Annotated in this window: 16 protein-coding genes and 1 pseudogene; 13 read left to right on the top strand and 4 right to left on the bottom strand. The window is 63.7% G+C overall.

Going from position 1 to position 17910, the window contains the following annotated elements; translation table 11 throughout:
* Positions 1–162 precede the first annotated feature (162 nt).
* Positions 163–558, top strand: a pseudogene (locus tag RFM68_RS25180) (VOC family protein).
* 361 nt (positions 559–919) lie between these two features.
* On the opposite strand, the gene RFM68_RS25185 reads toward RFM68_RS25180, so the two are convergent.
* Positions 920–2035, bottom strand: coding sequence for a Gfo/Idh/MocA family protein (locus RFM68_RS25185; RefSeq protein ID WP_320235735.1), 1116 nt, complete (start codon positions 2033–2035; stop codon positions 920–922).
* 21 nt (positions 2036–2056) lie between these two features.
* On the bottom strand, positions 2057–2794 hold the full coding sequence (locus tag RFM68_RS25190; protein WP_320235736.1) for a GntR family transcriptional regulator: 738 nt from the start codon (positions 2792–2794) through the stop codon (positions 2057–2059).
* A 127-nt stretch (positions 2795–2921) separates the two neighbouring features.
* Here RFM68_RS25190 and RFM68_RS25195 point away from each other — a divergent pair, with 127 nt between their 5' ends.
* Together RFM68_RS25195 and RFM68_RS25200 are read left to right on the top strand one after the other, a co-directional pair.
* Positions 2922–4079 (top strand): LLM class flavin-dependent oxidoreductase, encoded by a 1158-nt coding sequence (locus RFM68_RS25195; RefSeq protein WP_320235737.1) that lies wholly within the window; start codon positions 2922–2924, stop codon positions 4077–4079.
* A gap of 11 nt (positions 4080–4090) precedes the next feature.
* Positions 4091–4561: a flavin reductase family protein gene (locus tag RFM68_RS25200; protein WP_320235738.1), complete on the top strand. Its 471-nt coding sequence runs from the start codon at positions 4091–4093 to the stop codon at positions 4559–4561.
* On the opposite strand, the gene RFM68_RS25205 is transcribed toward RFM68_RS25200, so the two are convergent.
* On the bottom strand, positions 4546–5613 hold the full coding sequence (locus RFM68_RS25205; protein WP_320235739.1) for a LacI family DNA-binding transcriptional regulator: 1068 nt from the start codon (positions 5611–5613) through the stop codon (positions 4546–4548). The two genes, RFM68_RS25200 and RFM68_RS25205, sit on opposite strands and share 16 nt — an antisense overlap.
* A 103-nt stretch (positions 5614–5716) precedes the next feature.
* Here RFM68_RS25205 and bglB point away from each other — a divergent pair, with 103 nt between their 5' ends.
* The 7 genes from bglB to RFM68_RS25240 all read left to right on the top strand — a co-directional run bounded on the left by bglB (position 5717) and on the right by RFM68_RS25240 (position 14685).
* Positions 5717–6820 carry a beta-galactosidase BglB gene (gene bglB, locus RFM68_RS25210; protein ID WP_320235740.1) on the top strand — a complete coding sequence of 368 codons (1104 nt, stop codon included), beginning with the start codon at positions 5717–5719 and terminating at the stop codon, positions 6818–6820.
* Positions 6817–7650, top strand: coding sequence for a 5-dehydro-4-deoxy-D-glucuronate isomerase (gene kduI, locus RFM68_RS25215; RefSeq protein ID WP_320235741.1), 834 nt, complete (start codon positions 6817–6819; stop codon positions 7648–7650). The genes bglB and kduI overlap by 4 nt, the downstream gene beginning before the upstream one ends.
* Positions 7647–10166: a hypothetical protein gene (locus RFM68_RS25220; protein WP_320235742.1), complete on the top strand. Its 2520-nt coding sequence runs from the start codon at positions 7647–7649 to the stop codon at positions 10164–10166. The genes kduI and RFM68_RS25220 overlap by 4 nt, the downstream gene beginning before the upstream one ends.
* Positions 10167–10252: 86 nt before the next feature.
* Positions 10253–11521: an ABC transporter substrate-binding protein gene (locus RFM68_RS25225; RefSeq protein WP_320235743.1), complete on the top strand. Its 1269-nt coding sequence runs from the start codon at positions 10253–10255 to the stop codon at positions 11519–11521.
* Positions 11518–12540, top strand: a complete 1023-nt coding sequence (locus RFM68_RS25230; RefSeq protein ID WP_320235744.1) for a carbohydrate ABC transporter permease — start codon at positions 11518–11520, stop codon at positions 12538–12540. Before RFM68_RS25225 ends, RFM68_RS25230 begins: the two co-directional genes overlap by 4 nt.
* On the top strand, positions 12537–13589 hold the full coding sequence (locus tag RFM68_RS25235) for a carbohydrate ABC transporter permease (RefSeq protein WP_320235745.1): 1053 nt from the start codon (positions 12537–12539) through the stop codon (positions 13587–13589). Before RFM68_RS25230 ends, RFM68_RS25235 begins: the two co-directional genes overlap by 4 nt.
* 7 nt (positions 13590–13596) lie before the next feature.
* Positions 13597–14685: an ABC transporter ATP-binding protein gene (locus tag RFM68_RS25240; protein WP_320235746.1), complete on the top strand. Its 1089-nt coding sequence runs from the start codon at positions 13597–13599 to the stop codon at positions 14683–14685.
* An 867-nt stretch (positions 14686–15552) separates the two neighbouring features.
* Here RFM68_RS25240 and RFM68_RS25245 read toward each other — a convergent pair.
* Positions 15553–16038, bottom strand: coding sequence for a hypothetical protein (locus RFM68_RS25245; protein ID WP_320235747.1), 486 nt, complete (start codon positions 16036–16038; stop codon positions 15553–15555).
* A 152-nt stretch (positions 16039–16190) separates the two neighbouring features.
* On the opposite strand from RFM68_RS25245, the gene RFM68_RS25250 reads away from it, so the two are divergent.
* From RFM68_RS25250 to RFM68_RS25260, 3 genes are all read left to right on the top strand, one after another.
* Complete coding sequence (locus RFM68_RS25250; RefSeq protein WP_320235748.1) at positions 16191–16724, top strand: sigma-70 family RNA polymerase sigma factor; 534 nt, start codon at positions 16191–16193, stop codon at positions 16722–16724.
* Positions 16711–17496 (top strand): anti-sigma factor family protein, encoded by a 786-nt coding sequence (locus RFM68_RS25255; protein ID WP_320235749.1) that lies wholly within the window; start codon positions 16711–16713, stop codon positions 17494–17496. The genes RFM68_RS25250 and RFM68_RS25255 overlap by 14 nt, the downstream gene beginning before the upstream one ends.
* 112 nt (positions 17497–17608) lie before the next feature.
* Complete coding sequence (locus RFM68_RS25260; RefSeq protein WP_320235750.1) at positions 17609–17893, top strand: hypothetical protein; 285 nt, start codon at positions 17609–17611, stop codon at positions 17891–17893.
* The last annotated feature ends 17 nt before the right edge of the window (positions 17894–17910 follow it).

Raw genomic sequence — 17910 nt, forward strand, 5'->3', positions numbered from 1 at the left:
GAAGCGCATTTTCCGTTCAATTTGCGGTGCCCACAATCGGACCTTAGTGCGTGATCCAGCCTTACGCCAATTTCCTGACGTGGTAACCGGCTGCCACCCCTTTTTGAAACTAATGGTCCATCGTGGGGCGGTGTTCGGCCACGCGGCAGACTGGAGGCTCCTTTGGCGAAAGCAATCCATTCGATGATCCGGGTGGCGGATGAGAATCTGTCCGTCAGTTTTTACGGAAGCGCATTCGGACTCGATGTTGCGGACCGGTTGGATTTCGACACGTTCACACTGATCTATTTGCGCAATGCGGAAGCCGATTTCGAACTCGAACTGACGATCAACTAGGGCAGGGGAGAGCCTTACGCGCTTGGCGACGGCTACGGCCACTTAGCCCTTTGCGTTGACGATCTCAAGGCAGAATACAGGCGCTTGGCGGCCGCAGGTTTCAATCCGCGAAAAATTGCCGAGTTCAACCGCGAAGGCGCGCTGCTTGCGCGGTTCTTTTTCGTGGCCGACCCCGACGGCTACCAGATCGAGGTGCTGCAGCGCCATGGACGCTACAAATAAGGCGTTGCGCGCCTCTGTAGCGGTAGACGAGCAAACGTTTGATGGTGAGAGACACTGCCTGCATTGAAAACTAGTCTTCCACCTGGTCCCCAGGTTCGCCAGCCCATACGAGTTCATACGAAGGAAATGGGTTGGCGAACCAACTGCTAACATATTGATTTCCTGTGGAAAACGATGACCCTCCGGGCCCACCAATACTTTAACCTATTGATTTTATTATATTTTATGGCCATGCCAATCTCGGTGTTTTGGACTCGAACCCTCGGATATTCGAAGCAACGAACGATACGAGAATATTTGGCCGTGGCTGGCTTGAAAATGATGGTGGCCGCTGGACGCCATCTTGCCAGGGCAGCGCTCCCTAAGTTGGCAACGTGAACTCACCGGCGAGGTGAACGGTACGGCCTTCGCGGGCCGATCTCTGAGCGGCGAGGCCCATGACGACGGCCCACCAGCCGTCCTGCAGGGTCACCTCCACCTTGCCTTGTCCGCGCACCGCCGCGACGAAGCGGGCGTGTTCGAAATAGGTCGAGCCGTTGTGATCGCCGGCCGCAAGCAGCCGCGGGTCGACCGGAAACTCCAGCAGGCGCGGCCCCGGCGGATTGCGCGGGCTGATGATGAGCTCCGGCACGGGGGTGGCGCCCAGATGCTGTGGCCAGAAGCGCCCGGGTCCCGGCACCCGACATTCGATCTTTCCGTCGCCGCCGACGGCGCAGAGCTCCTCTTGGTAGCGGCTGCCCTCGGCGAACATGCTGAGTTCCAGCATGGCGCGCGCGCCGCCGGCGAAGTCGATCAGCACATAGCCGTGGTCGAGAATATCCGGCGTCTCGCCGCAATAGCGTTCGTCGAGATGGTTGACCGCCTGTCCCGCGCTCGCCATCACGCGGACGGGATCTGATTTGAGGATCAGCCGCATCAGATCGAAGAAGTGGCAGCACTTCTCGACGAAGGTGCCACCGGTGTTGCGGTTGAAGCGGTTCCAGTCGCCGACCTTGGCCAGAAAGGGAAAGCGGTGCTCGCGAATGGTCAGCATGCGGATGCCCCCCGTGACATCGCCAGCGTGCTCGATGAAGTTGGCGACGGGGGGCATATAGCGGTATTCCATCGCTACCCAGACGAACGGAAGCCGGGCTGTCAGCGCCGCGATCCGTCTTTCATCGGCGGCGTCGGTGAACAGCGGCTTTTCCACCAGCACAGGCACTGGCCGCAGCGCTGCGATCTCCTCCAACTGGGCGAGATGACGGTGGTTGGGGCTGGCGATTAGAACACAGTCGACCGTGTCCATAGCCAGCAATTCGGCGACCGACGCCGCCGGGCGTGCATCCGGCGCCAGGGCGAGCGCGGCCGTCATCATGGCTGGGTCCGGCTCGAAGATCGCGGCGACATGCGCGTCAGGCAGCAGCGCGATGTTGCGGATGTGCTCCTGGCCCATCATGCCGCAGCCGATAATGCCGTAGCCGATCGATGATGTGGTCACGCTGCGTCTTCCTTCCAATGCTTATTTGAAACGGGTCACGTAGCGCGCCACGTCGGGATCGAACCAACTGCGGGAATACTCCACGCTGGCTCCGTCTCCAGCCCAGGCGACACGTTCGATGAAGCCGACGACCGTCCCCGGCGGCGGCCTGAAATCGGCGGGCGCCCAGTCGGGTGCCGGCGCGACGGAGACGAGATCCTCGGCGCGGACGATCGAAAAACCGAGCGCCAGCCGGTAATGGAGATAGAGCGATTCCGATAGTTCCTCGCGCTTGAGCCGCTCGGCGCGGCCGGCTTCGAGCCAGATCTCCTCTGCCGCTGCCGGCTCGCCGTCGAGCCGCCGCAGCCGGCGGATGCGATGGGCTTCCTGCGCGTTGCCGAACTCCGGCAGGCCGGCGGGTTTGGGCAGCCGTTCGACCGACAGCACCTCGGCGGTCGGCAGCCCGCCACCGCCGATGCGCTCCAGCCGGAAGAAGGCGTAGACCCCGAGCAGGTCGCCGCGCGCCCTGATATAGTTGCCTGAACCCTGTATGCGATCGAGCAGCCCTTTGTCGGTGAGGTCGGCAAGCGCGCGCCGCAACGTGCCGACTGCTATCCCAAGGTTGGCGGCCATCTCACGCTCGGGCGGAAGCCGCGCCCCGTCAGCCAGCCGTCCGACCGCGATTTCGCGGATCAGCATCTCGCTGATCTGCAGGTGCACGGGCAGGGGACCGCGCATCTGGCTCGATCGGTGGCCGGGCTCGGCCCGTGTCAGCGGCATTTCCACTTTCTCCAATCCGCCTTCTTGGCTGCATCGAAAATTGATACAGTATTGATCTACATCAAAACGGATGCTACGCAAGCCTTATTCCACCGCCAAGGCCAACGCGCTTCACGAAGGAACCGGCATGACCATCGTCCCCATCACCTCGCCGGATCTCGACGCGGCCGAAGTCTCATGGTTCGCCGCGCTGTGCTCGGACGACTACCGCCATCTCGGCGTACCGGACGGCGCGCTGCGTTCGAGTTGGGCGCATTGTTCCGAAATCGTGAAGGCATCGGAGGAACTCGGCTTCCGCAACATCCTGTGCCCGTCGTCCTATCAGGTCGGCCAGGACACGCTGAGCTTCGTTGCCGGCTGTGCGCCGCTCACGTCGAAGATCAATCTGCTCGCGGCCGTGCGCTGCGGAGAGTTGCAGCCAATCATGCTGGCGCGCACGATTGCGACGCTGGACCATATGCTGGAAGGCCGGCTGACGGTGAACGTCATCTCCTCGGATTTTCCAGGAGAGACGGCCGAGAGCGGCTACCGCTACCAGCGTTCGCGCGAAGTGGTGCAGATCCTGCGCCAGGCCTGGACCCGCGACAGCATCGATTTCGAGGGCGAGGTCTATCGGTTCAAGGGTGTGCCGACGGCTCCGGCGAAGCCCTATCAGCGGAATGGCGGTCCGTTGCTCTATTTCGGTGGCTATTCACCGGACGCCCTCGAGCTTTGCGCCGAACAGTGCGATGTCTACCTGATGTGGCCGGAAACCAGGGAAGAACTGGCCGGGCGCATGAAGGCCGTGCATGAGCGCGCCGCGCGGCACGGGCGCACGCTCGACTATGGCCTGCGCATCCACATGATCGTGCGCGACACCGAGGCCGAGGCGAAGGAATACGCGCGAGAGCTGGTTTCGAAGCTCGACGACGAACAGGGCAAAGCGATCCGCGAGCGGGCGCTCGATGCCCGATCGCTTGGCGTGTCGCATCAGGCCAGGAACCGCGAGATCGCCGATGCGGAAGGCTATGTCGAGCCGCATCTGTGGACGGGTGTCGGCCGTGCGCGCTCGGGCTGCGGCGCGGCCCTTGTGGGCTCGGCCGATCAGATCCTGTCGGAGATCGAGGGGTATATGAAAATGGGCATCCGCGCCTTCATCTTCTCCGGCTATCCGCATCTCGACGAGGCGCGGCATTTCGGCACCAAGGTGCTGCCGCAGCTCAAGACCTGCTCCTTGCCGCATGCCTATGGCCGGGTGCCGAACCAGATGCCGGGCACACCGTTGGGAATGGGGGCGCGGCGCTGATGGAGCATGTCGTGTGCGATCCGCGCAGTCTGCGCAACGCGTTCGGGCGCTTCGCCACCGGCGTCACGGTGGTCACCACCGGCGGTGCCGACGGCCCGGTCGCGATCACCGCCAACAGCTTTTCGTCGGTGTCGCTCGACCCGCCGCTGGTGCTGTGGTCGATCGGCCGCCACTCGCGCCGGTTCGATGCTTTCGCCAACGCCGCCCACTATGCCATCCACGTGCTGGCGCAGGATCAGACCGATTTGTGCTGGCGCTTCTCGAAGTCAGGCACCGATTTCGCCGATCTCGACCTCTCCTGGAACGCACACGGCGTGCCGCTGCTGGCCCGGGCGTTGGCGCGTTTCGAATGCTGCGTCGCCGACCGTTTCGCGGCCGGCGATCACATGATCCTGCTCGGGCGCGTGCTGGAACTGGAAACGCAGGACGGATCGCCATTGCTGTTTGCCGGCGGCAAGTCCCAGGCTCACGGCGCGGTGTGATGAATATCCGCGCCGGCTCGGGCCGGTGCCGTCGATTGGCGCAACACGAGATGGCAGGCGAGTTCGACGCGGCGCGGCGGCAGCATCGAATGGGCCATGTCGTCGAGCAGCAGGCTGAGCGCGGCCGAGCCGATTTCGCGCATGGGAATGTGCATCGCCGTCAGCGGCGGATTGCAGAAGGCCGCCAGCGGCAGGTCGTCGATGCCGACGACGGAGACATCGCCGGGCACCGAATATCCGGCCTCCTGGATGCCGGCGATGGCGCCGAAGGCCAGGCTGTCGCCGGCCGTCAGCACGGCGGTGAAATCGAGGCCACGCGCGGCAACGCGCTCCTTCACCACCTCGCAGGCGAGCTCCGGCAGCCAGTCCTGCACCTCGACCACGAGATCGTCGAAGCCGGCGGCGCCGCTGGCGATCAACGCGTCGCGCCAGCCTTCATAGCGGCGCTCGATGGTGCGCCGGCCGCGCCGCATCAGGAACAGGATGCGGCGGTGGCCGAGGCCGATCAGGTGCTGCGCAGCGAGCATGGCGGCGGAGCGGTTGCAAGGCGTGACGCTGGAATGGCGCATCGACGGATCGTCGCCGTTGATGAGCACGATCGGCTTGGAGAAACCGGCTGTCAGCGTCAGGACCGCGCTGTCGTCCAGGGTCAGGAAAAGGCAGCCGGCGACGCTGTTGTCATGCTCGGATTCGCGCAGCAGGGCGATCTCGTCATCGGACGTCGAGACCGGCCGTGTCACCAATTCGACACCGAGCAGGCGGGCGCGCTCGTTGAGCCCGTCGAGCACATGGTAGGTGAACTGGCTGCGGGCACTGTCGACCATGGCCACGCTGCTTGCGGCCAGGATGACCTTGCGGCCGGCGACCGAGGCCGGAATGACGTAGTTCATCGACTTAGCCATTTCGATGATCTTGCTGCGAAGCTCATCCCTTACGCCGACCGCGCCGCTAAGGGCACGCGAGGCGGTGCTGACCGACACGCCGCAACGCGCCGCGATCTCCTCAAGTCGAACGCGACGGCTGGGTCGGCCGCTCTTTCCGTGGATCGTCATGCGCCTTCTCCAGCAAAAGTTGCATAATCCTGCAAAAAATTTTCAGATTGCGCAAGAAAAATGCCTGTGAGACAGTTTCGGCAGGGTGGAGGAAACGGGAGGAATGATGCCGCTGTCGGCCGAACGCCTGAATTCCGCGCTTGCGAGCCTCGTGGCCGGCATGACCGGCTTGCGCCATGACGGGCGGTTCGATGAACCCAATCTCGACGGGACGCCGGGCGACTATGTCAGCTTCGAGAGCTGGGAATGGCCGCAGGGCGTCGGGCTCTATGGTCTTGTCCGGCTTTGGGCGCAGACCGGCGACGACAGCCTGCTGCAGACGCTGGAAGCCTGGTACGACCGGCGCATCGCCGCCGGGCTGCCAGCGATGAACGTCAACACCACGGCACCGCTGCTGGCGTTGAGCGAGCTTTGGCGCCGACAGCGCCAGCCGCGCTTCGAGCCGGTCTTGCGCGAATGGGCTGAGCGGGTGATCACCGCCATGCCGCGGACGCCCGAGGGCGGCTTCCAGCACAATGTTTCGGACCGGGTCAACGACGATGAATTGTGGGACGACACGCTGTTCATGGTGGCGCTGTTTCTCGCATCCTACGGCCAGGCCGCCGGCCAGCGCCGCTTCGTTGAGGAGGCGGAACGGCAGTTCCTCATCCACGCCCGCTATCTCGCCGATCCGGCCTCGGGACTGTGGTTCCACGGCTGGACCTTCGCGGGCCGACATAATTTCGCCGGCGCCCTTTGGGGCAGGGGCAATGCCTGGATCACCGTCGGCATCCTCGACGTGATCGAATTTGCCGACATCACGCCGTCGGTGAAGGCCTACCTGCTCGGCGTGCTTGAGACGCAGATCAAAGCGTTGCTCAAGGTTCAGTCGGGCTCGGGCGCATGGCATACCTTGCTCGACGACCCGACCTCTTACGAGGAGATTTCGGCCACGGCCGGATTCGGCTATGGGCTGATGAAGGCCGCACGGCTGGGGATCGGCCCGCCGGAATGCCGGGCCGCCGGGCTCCGCGCCCTGGAGGCGGTGGTTGCGAACATCGACGCGGACGGCGTGGTCGCCAACGTGTCCTATGGCACGCGCATGGGCCACGACCTCCAATTCTACCGCGACATCCCGATCCAGCCGACCGGCTACGGCCAGGCGCTGGCGATCCTGTGCCTGGCCGAAGGGACGCGGCATATTCAAGCAAAGGTCCAGGCGGCATGATGCGGACAGTTTACGGCGCATCGCCGGCCGACATCGCCGGCATGGACACGGGGCGGCTGCGGGCCGAGTTCCTGGTCGACGGGCTTTTCCACCCCGGCACGATCGAATTCGTCTACACCCATATCGACCGCATGATCGTCGGCGGCGCGGTGCCGCTGGCCAATCCGCTGCTGTTCGGCAACGGCGCAGATGTCGGCACCGAGCTGTTCTTCATCGCGCGCGAGATGGGCATCGCCAATCTCGGCGGCAACGGCACCGTTACTGTCGATGGCACCCGCTTTGCCGTGGCCAACCGCGATGTCGTCTATGTCGGGCGCGGCGCCCGCGAGGTGATGCTGGAGAGCGACGATGCGGCAAGGCCGGCACATTTCTACATGAATTCGGTGCCGGCCGGCGCCGACATCCCGCATCGCCTGATCGCCAAGGGCGAAGCCAAGCCATTGGTGCTGGGCGAGGACGTACGCGCCAACAAGCGCACGCTGCGCATGTATATCCACCCCGAGGTCGCCCCATCCTGTCTCCTGCTCATGGGCATCACCGACCTGGCGCCGGGCAGCATCTGGAATACCATGCCGCCGCATCTGCACGAACGGCGCATGGAGGCCTATTGCTATTTCGATCTCGCCGCGGCCGACCGGGTCGTTCATCTGATGGGCCGGCCCGACAAGACACGCCATTTGATGGTCGCCGACGGCGACGTCGTCCTGTCGCCGGCCTGGTCGATCCATATGGGTGCCGGCACCGGCCCCTACGCTTTCGTCTGGGGGATGACCGGCGAGAACCAAGCCTACACCGATGTCGACCCGATTGCTGTGAAGGATTTGCGATGAGCGTGGCGGCGAAGACCGTTCAGACCGATTTTACGCTGCGCCGGCCGCTCGCGGCGGGACAGCCGGTCGTTCATTGGCGGCTCGGGCCTATCGCCGAGCAGCGCTACGACGTGGCCGACCAACCGATGAAGGGGGAGATGGATCCCTTCTTCTTCCTGACCAAGCACAAGAATTTCATTCCGCATGAATATCCGTGCCGCACGCAGTTCGCAGCCGAACGCCGCGGCAAGCGGCCTCAGGTCGGCGCCGAATTCAGCTCCGGGCGCATCTGGCTGCCTTTCGCTTCGCCGCGTGTTGACCTGTCGGGCTTCTGGTTCCGGCCGACGGTGCTTGGAACCTGGGCCGAGACGATCATCGACGCTGCCTCGGCCGGCGAGGCGCTGCTGCGGCTGCGCACATGCGGTGGCGCCATACTCTTCGTCAACGGCGGGGAAGCCGGCTGGATGGCGCCCTACGGCCGCAATCTGGAAAGCGCCGAGGACTTCCGGGTCGCTCTCAGCGCCGGCCGCAACGATATCCGCATCTGGTTCGACGATCTCGCCGAGCGTGACGCCCGCTACTATTTCCAGCTCGACTATCTGTCGGGCCCGGCCGCTGCGGTCGCCTTGCCGATCGAGGTCGAGGGTGCGGTCGCCGATGCGATGGAGGCGGCGCTCGACGACATGCGTTTCGAGCGTCCTGCCTATGATGGCGGCGAGGTGGCGCTGGTCACCGGCGTGGCGCTGCCGCGCGATGCCCAGGTCGCGGTCGAGATTGAGGGCGATTTCATGTCGATCGAGGCGCCGGTGCGCTTTGCCTTCGAATTGTCCGCCGGCCAACCGCGGCTGCCGATCGCCGACACCGAGCAACTGCCCTCCGATTTTCGTCATTTCAAGGTGACGCTGACGATTGGTGGCCATGCCGCATCGCGCGTCTTCGGCGTCGAGATCTGTCACGCGCGACGACAGGGCGGCGCGCCGGAAACGCTTGCGGCGCGCATCGACGAGGCGCTGAGCGAAGTCGCCGGTCATGCCGAGGCCGACACGGTGCGCGCGCTGGCGCGGCTGGCGAAAGGGCAGGAGGGTGCCGAGACCGACGCCATGATCTCCGGCGTGCTGCCGGCGATCGAGGACTGTCACGACTGCGCCGACTTCATCCTGGTGCCGCTGCTGTGGTGCCGCAGGGCCTATGGCGATCGGCTGGACGCCAGCCTGCGCGGGCGCGTCGACAAGGCGATCCTCGGCTATCGCTACTGGATGGACGAGCCCGGCAACGACGTGCAGTGGTACTTTTCCGAGAACCACGCGCTGCTCTTCCACACCGCGGCCTATCTCGCCGGTGGGCTTCTTCCCGAAGCTCGCTTCGTGCGCTCGGGTCGCTCCGGCCGCGAGCAGTCCGCGGTAGGTGCTGCGCGGGTGCGGGCCTGGCTCGACCATTTCGAGACCTGGGAAATGGCCGAGTTCAATTCGGCGCCCTACTTTCCGATCGACCTCAAGGGCCTGTGTGCGCTTTACGCGCTGGCCCCGGACAAGGACATTGCCGATCGTGCCGGAAAAGCTGTCATCCGCCTACTGGAGATCGTCGCCCGCTCGGCCCATCACGGCATGCTGACCGGTGCTCAGGGCCGCTCCTACGAGCACACGCTGCGCGCCGCGCGCTCGCTGGAGTTGTCGGGCATCTGCCGCATGGTCTGGGGCAAGGGCAATTACGGCATGCGCTTCCATGCGCTGCCGCAGCTTGCGTTGTGCCTGCGCGACCACGGCCTGAGCATTCCCGCCGAGCTTGCACCCATTGCCTCGGTTGCTGACGATACGGCGTGGGAGTGGAGTTTCGCGCAAGGACAGGACCGCTTCGCGCGGCTCTATCACCACAAGACGCGCGGCCATGCCATGGGCAGCGCCGCCGGCTATCGCTGGAACCAGTGGGGATACCAAGAAACGGTCCTTCACGCCCGGCTGGGCGGGAACGCGGATGCGCAAATCTGGATCAACCATCCGGGCGAAGTCTTGCAGTCCGGCTATGGCAGGCCGTCCTACTGGGGCGGCTCCGGCACCTTGCCCAGGGTCCACCAATACCGCGATCTCGCCGTCGTCAGCTTCTCCTGTTCGGACGAACAGCCTGATTTCACCCATGCCTGGTTTCCGGCCGGTGTCTTCGACACGGTCCGCATCGACGGTCAGTCGGCGCTGGCGCAGGCCGGCGACGCTTTCGCGATGCTCATGACGGATGTGCCGCTGTCCCAGGTTACCAGCGGCCCGACCGCCGGCAATGAATTGCGTGCGGCCGGGCGCAAGGCGACGTGGATCGTCCGTCTCGGCGACCGGAACACAGATCTGCCGACGCTCGAAAGCTGGAGCGATGCCTTCGCCGGCCTGTCGTTGCATTCGGGTGCCGATGGCCAGTTCACCGTCGAGGATCCGGAATATGGCACTGTCCGTTTCCTCGCCGACGCAACGATAGTGGCCGAGGGACGGACACTCGATCCGGCCAGTTGGACCGTGCGCGGCGAGGCGACACGCATGAAACGCAGGGAATAGGGAGGATCAGGCCGCGCCCTCATGAGGAGAGGGCGGGGCGGCTTGAATTGATAGGGGCTGAGCCCCGACAAAGGAGGAGACGTAGCATGATCAGGACCCGCACCTTGCTGGCCGCGATATCGGTCAGCCTGCTCGCATCGACCAGCGCGTTTGCCGGCGATGTGCGCATCATGTGGTATTCGGACGGCGTCGAAGGTGACGTCATCCAGGACCTTCTGAACCGCTTCATGAAGGACAATCCCGACATTCACGTCACGCTGGACAATGTCGCCTACAAGGTGATCCAGGAGCAGCTGCCGATCCAGCTCGAAGCCGGCCAGGGCCCGGACATCGCCCGCGTCACCAACATCAAGGAGCTTGCCCAGCACTGGCTCGATCTCAGGCCGCTGGTTGCCGACCCGAAATACTGGGACGATAATTTCGGCGACACGCTGGACTGGATGCGCCCCGACGGCTCCAAAGCCATCACCGGCTTCATGACGCAGCTGACGCTGACCGGCGGCTTTGCCAACAAGACGCTGTTCGAACAGGCCGGCGTGGCGCTGCCCGGCGACAAGGCGACGTGGGACGACTGGATCAATGCCGCCGCCGAGGTGGCGAAGAGCCAGCAGCTACCGGCGGCGTTTGCGATCGACCGCTCCGGCCACCGCATTTCGGGCGCCAATGTCTCCTACGGCGCCAATTATATCGGAGCCGACGGCAAGCCGGCGAAAGTGGACGACGGCACCAAGGCGTTCGTCACCAAGCTCGTCGACTGGACCGCCGAGGGCCTGATGCTGAAGGATACCTGGGTGTCGGCGGCGGGATCGACCTACCGCGCGGCGACCGACGATTTCATCAACGCGCAGATCCCGTTCTATTATTCGGGCAGCTGGCAGGTCGCCAATCTGTCGACCAAGATCGGCGACAGTTTCGACTGGGTGGCAACCGGTTCGCCCTGCGGCACGGCCGGCTGTTCGGGCGTGAAAGGCGGCGCGGCACTTGTCGCCATCAAATACACCAAGAACCCCAAGGATGTCGCCAAGGTCATGGACTACCTGGCCAGCGAAGCCATCGTGAAGGAGTTCAGCGAACGCACGCTGTTCCTGCCGGCGCACAAGGGCGTTGTCGCGAAAGGCGGGCTGAAGTGGGGTTCGGCCGACAAGAATGTCGGCCCGGCGCTCGACAGGTTTGTCAAGGCGGCGGGTGAGACCTTGCCCGCAGCCGACGCGCTGCCGCCGTGGAAATGGGCCAACGCCTACTACGCCGCACTGGTGACCCGCGTCAGCCAGGTGATGGCCGGCGAACTCACCCTCGACGAGGCCTGGGGCAAGATCGACCAGGACATCGCCGACAAGGTCGCCGAGGGCAAATGAGCGCCGCTGCGACCCTCAAGGCATGGGTTGGCGCCGCGCTTGCGGCGCCGGTCGTCTGGCTTGCATCTGCCGTCAACGTGCCGCTCAAATCCTGGCAGCGCGCGACGGGTACCGGCGGCATGGCCGCCTTCTTCCTTGCCCCGAACATGGCGATCTTCGGCATCTTCGTGCTGGTGCCGCTGGTCATCAACTTCTTCTATTCGGCCACGTCAGGCACTGCCTACTTCCTGCAGGACCGCAGCTATGTCGGACTTGAGCAATATCAGCGCCTGCTCGATTGCAGCAATTATCTGGATACCGCCACGTGCCGCGAGGATTTGTTCTGGAAAGCCGTGCACAATACCGGCCTGTTCGTCGTCGTGCAGGTGGCACTGATGACGGTCGTGTCTGTTGTCACGGCGCTGATCCTCAACCGCGAGATCGCGGGGCGCTCGTTCTGGCGCGCGGTGTTCTTCTTTCCGGTGCTGCTGTCGCCCGTCGTCACCGGCCTGATCTGGCGCTGGATCCTGCAACGCCAGGGGCTGCTGAACCTGATCGTCCATGACATGGGAGGCGAGCCGTACAACTGGCTGACCGATCGTTTCTGGGCCTTCACCGCCGCCGTCAGCGTTTCGGTCTGGGCCCATATGGGCTTCTACACGCTCATCCTGCTTGCCGGGCTGCAGGCGATCCCGCGCGACCTTTACGAGGCGGCCGAGATGGACGGCACCAGGCCGGCGCGGGTGTTCTGGCGCATCACGCTGCCGCTCCTGATGCCGAACCTGCTCGTCGTCATCGTACTGGCCCTGATCCGCGCCGTACAGATCTTCGACGAAGTCTATGTACTGACGGGAGGCGGACCAGGAACCTCCAACCTCTATCTCACCCAGTACATCTACGAGATCGGCTTCGCCTCGCTGCTGCGCAATCCGGGGCTGGCTTCGGCGGCTTCCATCCTGATGGGGCTGGTGCTGGTCGTGCTTACCTTGCTGCAGCTGCAGGTCGGACGCCGCGGCGAACGCAAAGGGGCGCGGCAATGACCGGTGTTGCGACATTCCTGACCCGCCGGCGCGGCGGCCGTGGCTGGCATTGGACGGATGTCGTGAGCTGGCTGTGGCTCATCGGCGGTCTCGTCATCATGTTCGGCCCGGCCGTATGGCTGGTCGGCTCGTCGTTCAAGACGCCGGCGCAGCTTGCCGAGTTCCCGCCGACCATCCTGCCCTATGTCGGCCAGCAGACAAGCGTCGAAGGTCACGACAAGCCGCTGACCCTCTACAGAGTGAAGCTGCCGGACGGTTCGACCAAGATCATGGCCGAGATACGCCGCATCGGCATCGTGGCGCAGATGGTCGATCCGAAGGCGCCGAAGGACATCGTCAAGATCAACATCGCCGACCGCCAGCCGGTGCGCGAAATCGGCTTCGAGACGGGGAACTACACCGAGCCCTTCGTCCATTTTGACTTCCTGCGCTATCTCCGCAATTCGGTCTTCGTGACCGCGATGGCGACGCTGATCACGCTGCTCACCAATTCGATGGCGGCGTTTGCCCTGTCGAAATACAAGTTTCGTGGCCGCGATTTCACCATGCTCCTGATCGTAGGCACACTGATGGTGCCGCTGTCGGTCATCCTTGTGCCGCTCTATTCGGTGGTCAGCGCCGTCGGCCTGCTCGATTCGCTGTGGGGCGTGATCCTGCCGACCGTGGCGACGCCGACCGGCGTGTTCCTGCTGCGCCAATACATGCTGACTATTCCGGACGAACTGCTCGACGCGGCGCGCATGGATAATGCATCGGAATGGCAGATCTACTGGCGTATCGTGCTGCCGCTTGCCGCACCGGCGCTCGCGGTGCTCGCGATCTTCTCTGTCGTCTGGCGCTGGAACGACTTCCTTTGGCCGCTGGTGGTGCTGTCGCGCAAGGAGCTCTACACGCTCCAGGTCGGGCTCAATACCTATGCCGGCCAGCTCAACGTGCAGTGGCACTTTATACTGGCGATGACAGTGGTGACGATGATCCCTGTGGTTCTCGTCTTCGTCTTCCTGCAGCGTTACATCACCTCCGGCATTGCCGGCACCGGGCTGAAATGAGGGCGCCATGGGACGGATAACGCTTACCAGCATCGATCGCGCTTACGGCAAGATGAAGATCCTGCACGACATCAATCTCGACGTCGCCGACGGCGAGATGCTGGTGCTTGTCGGCCCGTCGGGCTGCGGCAAGTCCACGCTGTTGCGGCTGATCGCCGGGCTCGATCGTCCGACCGGCGGCAGGATCGAGATCGACGGCGTCGATGCCACCGACGTTTCGGCCGCGCAGCGTGGTCTGGCCATGGTGTTCCAGTCTTACGCGCTCTACCCGCATATGAGCGTGCGCCAGAATCTCGCCTTCGGGCTCGAAAACATCCGCATGGCGAAGGCCGAGATCGATGCGCGCATCGCGGAAGCGGCGCGCATGCTGGAGATTGCGCCCTATCTCGACCGCCGGCCCGGGCAGCTTTCCGGCGGGCAGAAGCAGCGTGTGGCGATCGGCCGTGCGGTGGTTCGCAATCCGACCGCCTTCCTGCTCGATGAACCGCTGTCCAATCTCGACGCCGAACTGCGCATCTCGACACGCGCTGAGTTGGCCGCCCTGCACAAGCGACTGGCAACCACGATGATCTATGTCACCCATGACCAGGTCGAGGCGATGACGCTGGCCGACCGCATCGTGGTGATGCGCTCGGGGCGGATCGAGCAGATCGGCCGGCCGCTCGATCTCTACAATGCGCCGGCAAACCTGTTCGTCGCCGGCTTCATCGGCGCGCCGCGTATGAACCTCTTGCCCGTGAAGGTGCTTTCCGTCGCCGTGAATGAAGTCGCGGTCGAAGGCCCGGGCGGACTGAGCGCCGTGATCGCTGCCAATAGCGCCGCCCTGAAGCCGGGAGACGAAGCTACGCTCGGTATCCGCCCGCACGACGTCGATCTTTCGGCAGGCGGTCCCGGCAGCGTCGAGGCGCGTGTCACGCTGGTCGAGGCTCTAGGTCCCGAGACGGTCGTTCACGCCACCATCGCCGGCGATGAGAAGATGGTCGCGGTGCTTAACCAGCAGGGCATCGGCGCCGGCGGCAAGCAGATCAGCCTGCGGCTCAATCCAGAGCGGATGCATCTGTTCGATACGGCAGGCCTGCGCGTGTCCATAATCTAATAATCCGGCAACAGGTAAGGTTGAAAAACGAGTCACGGCGGCTCGCATGGCTGGCGTGTCGACATGGCGATCACAGTCAATCTGTTCCTGCGACGCCGGGCTGGTGCATCTGTTTTCGCTGCTGGCGCCAAAGACCCCAATTGCTCCTGGCGATCGAACCCTTCAGGACGAAATTGGCCTTGGTCGCGGCCCTCGCGCCAGCCGGTCGCGGGATGATACGGAACAATGCGGGAATCCTGAAGACTCGGACCCACGAAAAAATCAATGAAATCAATGATCCTAACACGTCCTCCGGGCTCACCATTATCGTTATTTATCAATTACTTAGCGCCTATTTCTTTCTTCGGTTAGCCAGATCCCGGTGGCGAACCTCCGCGCATCGCTTTGATCTTGTTGACTTATGGTGGGCCACTGTGGCCCGGTCGAAGTAGGAGGATCGCTGCGGGCGATGCTGGGTGCGATCAACGCATTGCGCCTGTTGCGACGCGAAGTTGAAGCACGGCAAATTAGTTCGATGCGCAAGCGATGAGTCATCTGCTGCGCGGCCGCTAAGACGAAGCCTGTCGCAGCGCCTACAAGTCCGCTCATGCCAACCCCGCGCACAGCATCTCTTATGTGCAGTTGGCCGCCGCCTCGTCCAAGCTCGGCCGGCCGGAGGAAGCAAGGGCGGCCGCCGCGCGGGTTCGCGAGCTGCACCCAACGTTCCGCTACGACCGGCGGTTCGCGGCCGTCGATCGCGACCCGCGCTCGCGCACTGCGTCGGTGACGCACTAAGTGCCGCCGGCTTGCCGGACTAACGGCATAAGTCCTGTTCGCCCGCAAATTGACCGGCTTACGCAGCCTGTTTTGCCATCGTCCGTATGACAATCAGATTCTTGGTGGTGGCCGGGAGGGGGCGAGCGCAAGGTTAAAGGTCATCGGCAGGTGCGGATGCTTGTTGATGATCGAAGCCGTTGTATTCTGGTCGGCTGGCAAGATGACGACCATTCGCGCCTGGCGCTTGGGGAAGAGCGGCCTTCCGGCTACCAAGAAGACGAGGGCGAGACCGCAAACTGCCAAGATTGCGGCGAAGGTATTTGCAATCATCTCACCAGGTTGCATCGCACCTCTCTCACAAATGAACCCTGCTGCTTGGGTGAACGCAGGCTTCTCATGATACCTTTGAGCAAGGGATTTTATTCCGCGGTCACGATGCCCGTGAGGTCCGCGTGCCCTCCAACGAAGAATTCCGCTGTCGCCATGGAATAGTTTCCGGCTGACCTCGGTAAATGATGCAAGGAGGGTGAGCACGAAGACGTGAGCTTCGAGGGCCACGTCCGGCACAGGGAGCGGCGCAAGCAACAGAGGATGCATGGCTCTCAGTTCTTGCGGTCGGGAGGAATACGCTCCCATCCGGCCCAGCGGTTGCCTGTCCCTGTCCCTGACCGCTGGGCCACTTCTCTGATCGCATCGGCGCGAAAGGGTTGGGCTGGGGTGGCTGAAGGAGTAGAAGCAGCTTTGGTGATATGAAAACGAAGTTGGACGTCATACCGCACCTGGAGGATCTTTGGCGTTACGGTCGCGTCCTGACCGGCAACGATTCCGAGGCGGATGATTTGGTTCAGGAGGCGCTCGTGCGCGCCCTGTCAATGGCTCACAGTTACGATAGCTCTCGTCCATTGCTGCCCTGGCTCATCACTGTCGTTCGCAACACGTTTCTCACACACGCCAGCCGGGCCCATTCCGACAGGCAGCGCCTGGCGTCATTCAAAGATATGTCCGAGTCAGCCTTGCCGCCTTCGCAGGAGCATTCGGCTGAACTCTCGAATGTAGGGCTGGCTCTTGCACGAATGCCGACCGATCAAGCCGAAATACTCCATCTGGTCGGCGTGCTGGGCTTTACCTATTCCGAAGCGGCCGAGCTACTGGGAGTGCCGACAGGGACGGTGATGTCCCGCTTGAGCCGAGCTCGCGCCGCCTTGAAGCGCATTATGGAAAATACGGACGATGGGGCTTCCCGTCATTTGAAGGTCGTGGGAGGGCGCGATGTTGCCCACTGATAGCATTTCCGAAGAGGATATCGGCCGCCTGCTGGACGGTGAGCTGTCTCCGTCGCAGAGGTCCGACCTGCAAGCCCGGCTTGCAAGGGAACCGGAGTTGGCCGCAGAGGTATTTGCTCATGCACAGCGCATGGAGGTGTTGCGTGACTCCCAGCCCCGGCGTCTGTTTCCACCCGGCCCGAGCGTGGAGAAGGCGAAGCGACTGGAAGGAGCGTTTCGCCGCAGGAAAGTGCTTGCCCTGCTCCGGCTTCAGGTCGCCGCGGTCGCGCTGGTTGCGGTCGGGTGGTCGGCCAACTCGTTGACCGTCCCGCTCCGCCAGGGGGGCAAGACGGCTGATGAAACCTTTATCTTGGCTGCGCGAGATGCGTTGCGCGTCGCGCAGCTCAATGCTGGCCCGGAGAGGGGGACGGAACCAAAACAGGACAAGATCGAACGTCTGGTTGGCGCCGTCAACGTCAGCATGCCGACCCTTCCGTCGGTTTGGGTGGTCAAGGACGTCCAGGTGCAGCCCTGGAACGGAAAACAAAGCCTGCTTGTGACAGCCGACACGCCAAGCGTTGGTCGCATCACGCTCGTTGCCGCTCCGATGAACGGCGAGGACGCAGTCCCCCCGACCCCGGCCACTGACGGTCGGGTGCCTACAGTCTACTGGCAATCGGGAGGTACGGCCTACGCGTTGATGGGCTCGGCAGCGCCGGACCGGCTCGAAGTGGAAGCAAAGCAAATTGAAGTCGCCACGCGGAGGAACGTTGCTCCCAAGATAAGAGGTTGATCACCGCCCAAGGTTACGAACCGCGTTCCCATATCCACGGTCCGCCGCGGCGCTGCCTACCGTTTTCCGTCCGGCGTGTCGCTTTCGATGAGGCCTCAAAGAGACCTTTGCGATGAACGTTTTGTCGTTTGAAAGAAGATACTATCCCTCTAAATGTCCGATCTGTGCTGGAACGGCTTTGGAGGCCGAAATCACGCTCCGCAAGGTTGAGTTTCAGTGTGCGTCTTGCGGTGCCTTTGAAATCACCTCGGCGGCGCGCACCGCCATGAAGGGGCTCTCCCAGGAGAGTCGCGGGGTGTGGCTGGCGCAGGCGCGGCAGCAGCATTCGACGATCCCGCTGGTCGCCTGTGCAAATGAGACGACGTCGCAGGGCGCGTCTGGAGACTCGGTGTCATGACAGTCAGGAAGTGCGGC

Source organism: Mesorhizobium montanum, assembly GCF_033977145.1.
Lineage (GTDB): Bacteria > Pseudomonadota > Alphaproteobacteria > Rhizobiales > Rhizobiaceae > Mesorhizobium > Mesorhizobium montanum.

Bases quoted from the DNA above. Each gene is read 5' to 3' on its own strand.
- RFM68_RS25190 (WP_320235736.1), bottom strand. From the start codon at position 2,794: ATGCCGCTGACACGGGCCGAGCCCGGCCACCGATCGAGCCAGATGCGC.
- RFM68_RS25195 (WP_320235737.1), top strand. From the start codon at position 2,922: ATGACCATCGTCCCCATCACCTCGCCGGATCTCGACGCGGCCGAAGTC.
- RFM68_RS25205 (WP_320235739.1), bottom strand. From the start codon at position 5,613: ATGACGATCCACGGAAAGAGCGGCCGACCCAGCCGTCGCGTTCGACTT.
- bglB (WP_320235740.1), top strand. From the start codon at position 5,717: ATGATGCCGCTGTCGGCCGAACGCCTGAATTCCGCGCTTGCGAGCCTC.
- kduI (WP_320235741.1), top strand. From the start codon at position 6,817: ATGATGCGGACAGTTTACGGCGCATCGCCGGCCGACATCGCCGGCATG.
- RFM68_RS25220 (WP_320235742.1), top strand. From the start codon at position 7,647: ATGAGCGTGGCGGCGAAGACCGTTCAGACCGATTTTACGCTGCGCCGG.
- RFM68_RS25225 (WP_320235743.1), top strand. From the start codon at position 10,253: ATGATCAGGACCCGCACCTTGCTGGCCGCGATATCGGTCAGCCTGCTC.
- RFM68_RS25230 (WP_320235744.1), top strand. From the start codon at position 11,518: ATGAGCGCCGCTGCGACCCTCAAGGCATGGGTTGGCGCCGCGCTTGCG.
- RFM68_RS25235 (WP_320235745.1), top strand. From the start codon at position 12,537: ATGACCGGTGTTGCGACATTCCTGACCCGCCGGCGCGGCGGCCGTGGC.
- RFM68_RS25240 (WP_320235746.1), top strand. From the start codon at position 13,597: ATGGGACGGATAACGCTTACCAGCATCGATCGCGCTTACGGCAAGATG.
- RFM68_RS25245 (WP_320235747.1), bottom strand. From the start codon at position 16,038: ATGCATCCTCTGTTGCTTGCGCCGCTCCCTGTGCCGGACGTGGCCCTC.
- RFM68_RS25250 (WP_320235748.1), top strand. From the start codon at position 16,191: ATGAAAACGAAGTTGGACGTCATACCGCACCTGGAGGATCTTTGGCGT.
- RFM68_RS25255 (WP_320235749.1), top strand. From the start codon at position 16,711: ATGTTGCCCACTGATAGCATTTCCGAAGAGGATATCGGCCGCCTGCTG.
- RFM68_RS25260 (WP_320235750.1), top strand. From the start codon at position 17,609: ATGAACGTTTTGTCGTTTGAAAGAAGATACTATCCCTCTAAATGTCCG.